The following is an 8,432-nucleotide window of genomic DNA, read 5'->3' as shown; positions in this document are numbered from 1 at the left end:
AGTGCCCGCCCTTCACCTCCGCTCGTCCCAGTGTTGGGAGTGACTGCCCAAGGCGAGCATTAAGGAGTGCGTAGCAGAGATGTCACCCCGGCGAGCAGGGCGACCTCTTCGCGGCGCAACCCGGCCACGTGACGGTTGCCGCCGTAGGCGGGCAGCCCGGCCTGCTGCGGGTCAGCCGCGCGCGGCGGGTTCGCAGGAACTCGCGGATTTCGCTGCGCAGTTCCCATGATCTGCGCACTATCCGGCGTTGTCGGATGTTCTTGGCCCTGAGGGCTCTTGCTCGTTCCTCGGATCGTGTTGTCCCGCATCGAGTGGAAGCCGTCCGGGACCGGGAGGGTAGATCGGCTGCGGGCGATGTCCGAACAAGTAGTCGCGGAAGGCCCGCAGATACTCGTCTTGTTTGCTTGCGCGACCGTGTCCGGATCGTGGCTCAGGTGCGCGGGCGCTTCGGCGTTGCCGCCGGGCAGGGCGGCGGACACGATCTCGAACCACTGCACACTCGACACGCCCGGTACCTCGATTACCTCGGCCAGATGCTGTTGTTCCTCCGATACCGGGCGGACAACCGAACCGACGGCGACGCCGCGGCGGCGCTCGATGCCGCCTCCCGCGGCACGGTCGCGCTGTTGTCCTACACGCCGCGGACCCTCGACCACGATCTCGAAGCGGTGGAGTCCATGCTGACCGGAAACTTCCTGGCGTACTCGCGCGTGTTCGGTGCCGACACGGACGGGATCAGCTGGTCGGGGGCGCGTCCGCCGCTCGGCGTGCCCGGGCGCGCCGTTTGCCCTCGTGCATGGCCTGAACCCGGGCCACTGGAATCGTGTGTCCCTCCTCGATCAGATCCGGAGGAAGATGCTGCGGGGCAGGCATCTCCGCCTGCCACGGATCGTTGTCACCGAGCAGGTCCGGCACGGTCCGCACAGTGAAATCGGATGGCGTCACCTCATCGAGGTCCGACCAGCGCAGCGGGAACGACACGGTGACACCCGGACGGATACGCGGACTGTAGGCGGCGGCCACGGTGGCGCCACCCGCACGGGTGGCGTCGAGAAAGACCTTGCCGTGGCGGTCTTCCCGGATGAACGCTGTCGTGCCGACCGAAGGATCGATCCGCTCGGCTCGCGCCGCCACGGCCCGCGTCGCCGCGGCCGCGTCCTCGACATCGGTCCCCGGGACCACCGGCACGAACACGTGCAATCCTCTGGAACCGCTCGTCTTCACTGCTCCGGACAGCCCGTCCGCAGTCAGCGCTTCCCGGATCAGCCGGGCGCCTGCCACGGCGTCGGCGAAAGTCTGTCCCGGTGCGGGATCGAGATCGAGCACAAGATGTGTGGGTTCCGGTGCGGATTCCGCGAGGAACAGGGTCGGGTGGTATTCGACCGCCCGCTGATTACCGAACCAGATCAGGGTCCGCAGGTGGTCACAAAGCGCGTAGGTGATCTCCCGCCGCGAACTCTCCGCCCAGACCTTCGTCCGCGCCACCCACTCCGGCGTGTACTTCGGGAGGTTTTTCTGCATGAACGGCTCCTGCCCCGGCCGCACCCGTACCACCGACAGCGGCCGTCCGCGCAACACTCCCAGTAACCGTTCCCCGGCGAACTCCAGATAGTCCACCAGATCCCTTTTGCTCGCCTCGGCCTCGTCGAACAACGGCTGATCGAGATTGGACAATTCGACCCCGTGACGCAGCTCGCCTCCCGCCATCGCTCCACTCTCCCTACCACCGTGCGCCGGTCGATTACCGGGGGTGGCGAACTGGTTTCCCGCTCGTTCTCGCACATTCACGAAAATCGCCGATGCCCGAACCGAATGAGCGACACACGCATCCATGGCCTGAGAGGAAACTGCTGTTCAGGCCTGCGCAAACTGCCGCTGTGCCGCTGATAGGCGACGATACACGTTCCCTGGTGGCCCCGTCACCAGGCATTTCGTGACACATCGTTCCCATCTGGTGGCAATGTCACCCATCGTTTCCGGCATGCGCGAGCCGATGTCGGCAAACGGAGGGCAAGACCCGCACGGTCAGGCTTCGGGGTTCCGGGGCCGAGTACCGAACCGTCTGGGCTACGGCTGAGCTGGTCGGACTTCGTCTGCCTTGCGGTACTTTCCGTGTCCGCCTTCGCCGATGACCCATGTCACCGGCATGCCCGGTGTGATGAGTTGTTCGTCGCCCTGGTATTGCCAGAGGGAGAACCATACGTCGCCGGAGTGGCTGGCGATGAGTCCGTCGTAGGTGTCGGGCAGCCACCATCGGACCACACCATCGAGGCTCGGATCAGGATCCTTCGCCGCGTCGACCTGCCCGTACGGTACCAAGCCGCTTGCCCCACGCCATCCGTCGAGAGTGGGGAGCAACGGTTGGTCCCCACCCGCGGGGTCGGCGGGCCAGATCTTTCCACTGCGGGACAGGATGTCGTCGTGGACTTCCCGGGCCAGTCTGCACGCCACACCGTCGGGAGTGCGCTCGACGGGGGTGGTGCCAATTACGACGCTCAAGGCCGGGACGGTGAATTCGATCCGCCATCCCGGTGGATCCGCCAGGCGGCGAAGCCGCTCGGGGATCGTTTCATCGATGTGCACCTCGAAACCGAGAGCCGACTCGATGTCGGCCGTCAGCAGGTCGGCGCCTCGCCGTGATGTCTCCTGGTCCATATAGCTACCCTGCCGATGTCGAGGAACGGCGCCCACTCCTCACGCTCGGTCAGCCGTGCCCGGAAAGCCTCGACCAACAGCTCGCCGCGTTGGTCGCGATCAGGACGAGACAGCGACAACGGACCGGTAGGTGTGCGGATCGTCGATGGCGTCGAGGAGATAGTCGGCGAGGTCGGCGCGCGAAGTGCGGGGACCGACCTTACCTTTCGCTCCCACCGAGACTCGCGGGCTGCCGTCGGCCTGCGCATCGGTCAATCCCGTGGGGCGGACGGAGGTCCAGCGCAGATCACTTTGCGCGAGTAGGTGTTCCATGCGCGCCATATCCGAGTAAGTGTGCCGCATAACCCTCCGCAGGACGGCGGCGAGGACTCTGGCGCCCGGCCCCGCGTCCGCCGGGACGTCCAGCGCCGCCGAGGAGATCACCAGGAGTCGCCCGCCCGGACGCATGGCGGCGATGATTTCGGCGGTGGCTGCGGAGTAGACGGTGGCGGGGCCGCGCCCGGTCGCGCCGAGCGCGGAGATCACCGCGTCGTACCCGTCGAGCAAGCCGGTCAACGCTCCCGCGGCACACGGGTCGGCCGTCACCACGGTCGACCCGAGCGTGGGCGCCGCGGTAGTGGCCGGGCGGACGATCGCGGTGACGCGATGTCCTCGTGCCAGCGCCCGGTCGACCACCATCCGCCCCGTTCGGCCGGTGGCGCCCAGGACCGCGATGGCCGCCATCAGCGCGCCGCGGGCCGGGTGGCGGGCTGGGTCAAGAAGGACACGGCCTCCATCAGCGGCTTGCGCTGGGTCTTCTGCACGGCCGCGATGCGCCACTGTCCGTCGGTGTCGCGGACGACGGTGTAGGTCGCGAGTTTGCCGAGCTTGCCCGGCTGCCGCTTCGAGGATTCGCCGCGGGTCACGACCACAGCGGCATCCGGTCCGTAGCAACGGATTTCGACGATGTCCACGGTCAGACGCGTGCCCTTCAGGAAGCTGTCGAACAGCGCTTGGTGGACCCGGCCGATCTCCGCACCGCCGTGGTAGACGGTGCCGACGTAGGTGATGTCCGTGGCGTCGTCGGTGAAGCAGGCGCCGTAGGCGGCGCCGTCGCCGCGATCCCACGCTTGCCTGCTGCGCTCGATGAGGGCGCGGATGGCGGCGGTGTCGGTGCTGGTGGTCATTTCGATCTCCTTCAGTCGGCCAGCAGGGCCAGGGCGGCCCGGCGGGGGAACAGCCGCGATACGGCGATGAGTGCCCGGTTGAACGGGCTGGTGAGTACGACGGAACCGGACCCGCCGGACAGAGCTTTTCGCGCACGGTCCACCACCTGCTCGGGTGTCTGGACCAGCCAGGGCGGTACGTCGGTGGCGGTTTGCGAGGCGGTGGCGGTGACGCCGGGGCACAGAGCCAGCACCCGTACGCCGCGTGCTCGCTGTTCGTGCCACAGCGTTTCGGACAAGGCCGTGACGAACGCCTTGGTAGCGCTGTAGACGGCGAGGCCCGGCTTCGGTATGTGCCCGAGCGTGGAGGACACGTTCACCAGGACGCCGCCGGGAGCGGCCGCACCGAGGAAGGCGTGGGCCAGCACGACCACCGCCCGGCAGTTCACCTCCAACGTGGCGATCGACGCTTCGAGCGCAACCTCGGTGAAATCGCCGTGCGCGGCGGTCCCGGCATTGTTGACCAGCAGCGTGTAACCACCGCCGCGAAGCCGTTCCGCGACCGCCCGCAGTCCCTCTTCGGTGCCGAGGTCGGCGGCGAGATAGTCGTGTCCGTCACCGAGTTCGGCGAGCAACATCTCCAGCGCTTCGATCCCGCGCGCCACGACGGTCACCGAATAGCCCTGCGCTGCCAGCGATTTCGCGAATGCGCGTCCGATCCCGGCACTGGCGCCGGTCACCAACGCTCTCACCGTTCGGCCTCCGGCTTCGTCGCCGGGTCGAACAGGAACGAGATGCGCTCCATGACCGGCTGCCGCTTGGTGTTGTGGAAACTGGCGATCCGCCACTGGCTGTCGGCTTCGCGCACCAACGTGTAAGTCTGCGTCTTGGACAACTCCGCCGGGCGATCGCCTTCGTAGCGGTCACCTCGGCTGGTGACGATCGCCACGTCGGCACCGTAGAAGCGCACTCCGAGAAAGGAGTCGGCGAGTTCGGTGCCCTTCAGGAATCCCGAGAACAGGGCCCGGTGCGCCTCGGTCAGATCGCGGCGGCCCACGTAGCGGGTGCCCAGAAAGGTGGTGTAGGTGGCATTTTCGGTGAAGGTCGCGCCGAACGCGTCGGCGTCGTTGCGGCCCCAGGCCGCCGTCATGGCGGCGATGGTCCCGCACACAGCCCGCAGGTCGTCGGCGTTGCCACCATCGGCGACGACCCGCGTGCACTCCATGACGCCGGCACTGCGGACATCCGAGGTCCGGTCCAGCCACAGGTACCCGCCTCCGCCGACGACGCCGAGCGTCAGCGCGGCGACCCCCACGGCTCGGACCACGGTGCGTCGTCGCGGACTGCGCGAGGTAGTCGGTTCGGTCCCTGCGATAGCCGACGTCATGGTGAAATCCTTCCCACAGCATTTACTGCTTACAAGATGTTTCATCTTTGGTGCAGTTTCTTCTTTAGAGAAGAGATTAGAGAAGATGCCTCAGCCTTGTCAATACGTCCGCATGAGGCCGATCCCGACCGCGCTGCCCTATCCACTCTGGGGCGGCAACGTGCGCAGGCCCGGTCTCGTCGAGGCCGAGTGCGCCTCGGCGGTTGCCTGTCCGTTCATCGCTTCTTCACCCCCGGAGCGGTCGCAGAGCGGCACGATGAAGTGATGCGGCGGATGTGCGCAGCCGGTGTGGTAGCGGGGCTCGTGGCGGGCGGTGCGCTGACGGCGGCGGGACCGGTGGCGGCCGATGGTCCGGCCGCGTTCGATCTGCAAGCCCATCGAGGTGGGGCGGGGCTGGTGGCGGAGAATACGCTGCCCGCGTTCGCGAACGCGTTGGAACTCGGGGTGAGCACGCTGGAGCTGGACGTGCAGATCACCGCGGACGGATACGCGGTGGTCACCCACGATCGCGATCCGAGTCCGGCGAAGTGCGTGGACACGGCGCCGGCCGTCGCGGGCGACCCGAAGTTCCCGTATGTGCCGGGGACCACCTACATCCGGGACCTGACACTGGCTCAAGTGCGGACGATCGATTGCGGTTCGGTGCCGTCCGCGGATCACCCGGAGCAGCGCAGGGCGCCGGGAGCGCGAATGCCGTTGCTGGCCGAGGTATTCGATCTGGTGCGCGCGTATGGCGCCGATCAGGTGATGCTGAACATCGAGACCAAGGTCGAGGCCGCCGCCCCGGAACAGACCGCGCCGCGCGAGCAGTTCGTGGACGTCGTCGTGGCGGAGATCCGCCGGGCGGGCATCGGGCGGCAGGTCACTGTCCAGAGTTTCGACTTCGGCGCCTTGACGCGCCTGCGGGAGGTGGCCCCCGAGCTGCCGACCGTCGCGTTGACCGACGGCCGGCCGAAATTGCAAGCCGGAGAGCCCGGTGGCTCACCGTGGCTGGGTGGTATGGATATCGACGACTTTCCGGGATCGTTGCAGGAGAAGTACGTCGCGGCCGCGGCGGCCATCGGCGCGGCCGCGATCTCGCCGGTGCACGGCACTCCGCAGGACGGCACCGTCACCGACCCCGGCTACCGGCCGTTCACCACGCCCGAACTCGTCCGCGCCGCACATCGCCGCGGCATGCGGGTGGTGCCATGGACGGTCGATGACCAGCCCACCATGACCGCTCTGCTCGACCTCGGGGTGGACGGTCTCATCACGAATCGCCCGGACGTACTCCGCACACTGCTGTCCGACCGCGGGTACCGCCTACCACCGGCATACCACCGATCCTGAGCGATCCCGCGCGGCCGACCTGGCATGCGGACTGCCCCGATCGGGACGGCGACGCGGCCACCGCTCACCTTTCCGCGATCGGGTAGACGGGTCCCGTGATCAACCGAGAGTTCTCAGCAGTTCGTCCGCCACTCCTGCGGAGGAAGCCGGATTCTGGCCGGTGATCAGCGTGCGGTCCACCACCACATTCGGCGCCCACGGATCGGCCTCCCGGAAGTCGGCGCCGATCTCGACGAGCCGGTCCTGCAACAACCATCGGGCCTTGTCCGCGAAGCCCGCTTGGGCCTCTTCGGCATTGGTGAACCCGGTCAAGGCATAGCCCGCGAACAGGTTCGCGCCATCTTCACCCTTGGCGGCGAGCAGAGCCGCGGGCGCATGGCACACGACCGCCAGCGGCTTGCCGGAGGTCAGGATGGTGGCGAGCAGCCGACCGGAGTCGGCGTCGACCGCGAGATCTTCCATCGGCCCGTGCCCGCCGGGGTAGAACACCGCCGCGTAGTCGGCGAGGTCCACCTTCGCCAGGTCGATGGGGTTGTTCAGCTCGGCGCTCGTGGCGATCACCCGCGCTCGATGGTCTGCGGTCTCCTGACCGTCGTTGGCCTCGGGCGCGAGGCTGCCTTTGTCCACGCTCGGTACGACGCCGCCGGGCGTGGCCACCACGATCTCGTGTCCCGCCCCTTTCAGCCTTTCGAAGGGCACCACGAATTCCTCGGCCCAGAAGCCGGTCGGGTGCTTCGTCCCGTCGGCCAGCGTCCAGTGGTCGACTCCGGTCATCACGAAAAGGATCTTCGACATGGTGTGTTGTCTCCGTCGTCCGGAACCCGCTCGGTCGGGGTTCGCGTCATCGAGTCCCGTCGCGCTGGTCCACGTGGCACCTGGAGGTATCGATCCCACGCGTCTGGATCGTCAGCGACGACACTGTCGACGCTAGCCTTCGGCAACCATGGAATACCAATAAGAAGACCGATTTCAGACATCGGTTTCTCAATGGATCTTCGCAGACGACTTCGATTCGCGGCCGTTCCCGTTTCACTTTTTCCTTGGGCCGGGCGATGCGCAGTCACGAGCCGGTCACCGGTCGGTCACGCAGCACCGCCCCTCCCGCCTGACCTGGACTTGTTTACGCGCCATACTGGACCGGTGACGGAGATAGGTCAGTGCGAGCAGGAGACTGCACGCAAGATGCTCGGTGGTTGCCCCGATATCGGCAGCTTTAGTTTCTGGTTCGCCGACCAGCGGTGGGAATGGTCGGACGACGCCGCCACGATTTACGGGTACGCACCGGGAGAAGCCGAGCCGTCCACCGAACTTCTGCAACGCCACCTGCACCCCGACGACCGCGAGCGCGTCGCCCAGACGCTCGCCGAGGCCATCGAGACCGCGTCGCCGTTCTGCACGCGTCACCGGATCATCGACACCGAGAACGAGACGCACGACGTGATCGTCATCGGCGACCAGCTGTTCGACGAGCAGGGCGCCGTGGTGGGTTCCTCCGGTTACCTCATCGATGTCACCGAGACGCTCGAAGACAACCGGCAGGAAGCCCTCGACGACCTGCTGCCGGACGTGATCGACGCGCGCGCGGTGATCGAACAGGCCAAGGGCGTCGTGATGTTCGTTTACGGCGTCAACGCCGATCAGGCGTTCCGGGTGCTGCGGTGGCGCTCGCAGGAGACCAACATCAAGATCCGCGCGCTGGCCGAGCAGCTCGTCGCCGACGTCGTCGCGATGGGTGGTGCGCTGGTTCAGCAGCGCACCCGCTTCGATCATCTCCTGCTGACCCTGCACCGACGGGTCACGCCAACGGAACCTGGCGCGGGCTAGCTGTGATGTCCAGGGAGGTTGTCCGGCCTACTCACTGTGGTGAGTCCGGCTGACAGGTGAAGGCCTCCGGCTGTGAAGTGGAGCTGTCT

At 67.2% G+C, this 8,432-nt stretch carries 10 protein-coding genes and 1 pseudogene; 3 read left to right on the top strand and 8 right to left on the bottom strand.

Annotation, left to right across the window (positions count from 1 at the left end; genetic code table 11):
* Window positions 1–80: 80 nt before the first annotated feature.
* The 7 genes and pseudogenes from ACIHAX_RS37450 to ACIHAX_RS37420 all read right to left on the bottom strand — a co-directional run.
* Window positions 81–238: pseudogene (locus ACIHAX_RS37450) on the bottom strand (transcriptional regulator); the annotation flags it as partial.
* A 497-nt stretch (window positions 239–735) separates the two neighbouring features.
* Window positions 736–1,707 carry a DNA polymerase domain-containing protein gene (locus ACIHAX_RS37445; protein ID WP_397282402.1) on the bottom strand — a complete coding sequence of 324 codons (972 nt, stop codon included), beginning with the start codon at window positions 1,705–1,707 and terminating at the stop codon, window positions 736–738.
* A 360-nt stretch (window positions 1,708–2,067) separates the two neighbouring features.
* The gene (locus tag ACIHAX_RS37440) at window positions 2,068–2,655 is read right to left on the bottom strand and encodes a hypothetical protein (protein WP_397282400.1); all 588 of its coding nucleotides are present in this window, start codon (window positions 2,653–2,655) and stop codon (window positions 2,068–2,070) included.
* 99 nt (window positions 2,656–2,754) lie between these two features.
* Entirely contained in the window at window positions 2,755–3,378 is a 624-nt protein-coding gene (locus ACIHAX_RS37435; RefSeq protein WP_364438929.1) for an NAD(P)H-binding protein, read from the bottom strand.
* Window positions 3,378–3,821, bottom strand: coding sequence for an SgcJ/EcaC family oxidoreductase (locus ACIHAX_RS37430; protein ID WP_397282396.1), 444 nt, complete (start codon window positions 3,819–3,821; stop codon window positions 3,378–3,380). Before ACIHAX_RS37430 ends, ACIHAX_RS37435 begins: the two co-directional genes overlap by 1 nt.
* Before the next feature lie 11 nt (window positions 3,822–3,832).
* Window positions 3,833–4,540, bottom strand: a complete 708-nt coding sequence (locus ACIHAX_RS37425; protein ID WP_364438923.1) for an SDR family NAD(P)-dependent oxidoreductase — start codon at window positions 4,538–4,540, stop codon at window positions 3,833–3,835.
* Window positions 4,541–4,548: 8 nt separating this feature from the next.
* On the bottom strand, window positions 4,549–5,187 hold the full coding sequence (locus ACIHAX_RS37420) for an SgcJ/EcaC family oxidoreductase (RefSeq protein ID WP_397282393.1): 639 nt from the start codon (window positions 5,185–5,187) through the stop codon (window positions 4,549–4,551).
* Window positions 5,188–5,299: 112 nt separating this feature from the next.
* On the opposite strand from ACIHAX_RS37420, the gene ACIHAX_RS37415 reads away from it, so the two are divergent.
* Both ACIHAX_RS37415 and ACIHAX_RS37410 read left to right on the top strand, forming a co-directional pair.
* Entirely contained in the window at window positions 5,300–5,452 is a 153-nt protein-coding gene (locus ACIHAX_RS37415) for a hypothetical protein (protein WP_397282391.1), read from the top strand.
* Complete coding sequence (locus tag ACIHAX_RS37410; RefSeq protein WP_397282389.1) at window positions 5,452–6,519, top strand: glycerophosphodiester phosphodiesterase family protein; 1,068 nt, start codon at window positions 5,452–5,454, stop codon at window positions 6,517–6,519. Before ACIHAX_RS37415 ends, ACIHAX_RS37410 begins: the two co-directional genes overlap by 1 nt.
* 99 nt (window positions 6,520–6,618) lie before the next feature.
* On the opposite strand, the gene ACIHAX_RS37405 is transcribed toward ACIHAX_RS37410, so the two are convergent.
* Complete coding sequence (locus tag ACIHAX_RS37405) at window positions 6,619–7,314, bottom strand: type 1 glutamine amidotransferase domain-containing protein (protein WP_397282387.1); 696 nt, start codon at window positions 7,312–7,314, stop codon at window positions 6,619–6,621.
* A gap of 345 nt (window positions 7,315–7,659) precedes the next feature.
* Here ACIHAX_RS37405 and ACIHAX_RS37400 point away from each other — a divergent pair, with 345 nt between their 5' ends.
* Complete coding sequence (locus ACIHAX_RS37400; RefSeq protein WP_397282385.1) at window positions 7,660–8,343, top strand: PAS and ANTAR domain-containing protein; 684 nt, start codon at window positions 7,660–7,662, stop codon at window positions 8,341–8,343.
* The last annotated feature ends 89 nt before the right edge of the window (window positions 8,344–8,432 follow it).

This window comes from Nocardia sp. NPDC051929 (assembly GCF_044548645.1).
In the GTDB taxonomy this organism is placed as follows: Bacteria; Actinomycetota; Actinomycetes; order Mycobacteriales; family Mycobacteriaceae; genus Nocardia; species Nocardia sichangensis.
Note: the sequence above shows the minus strand (reverse complement) of the source record. Positions and strands in the feature narration are given on the sequence as shown.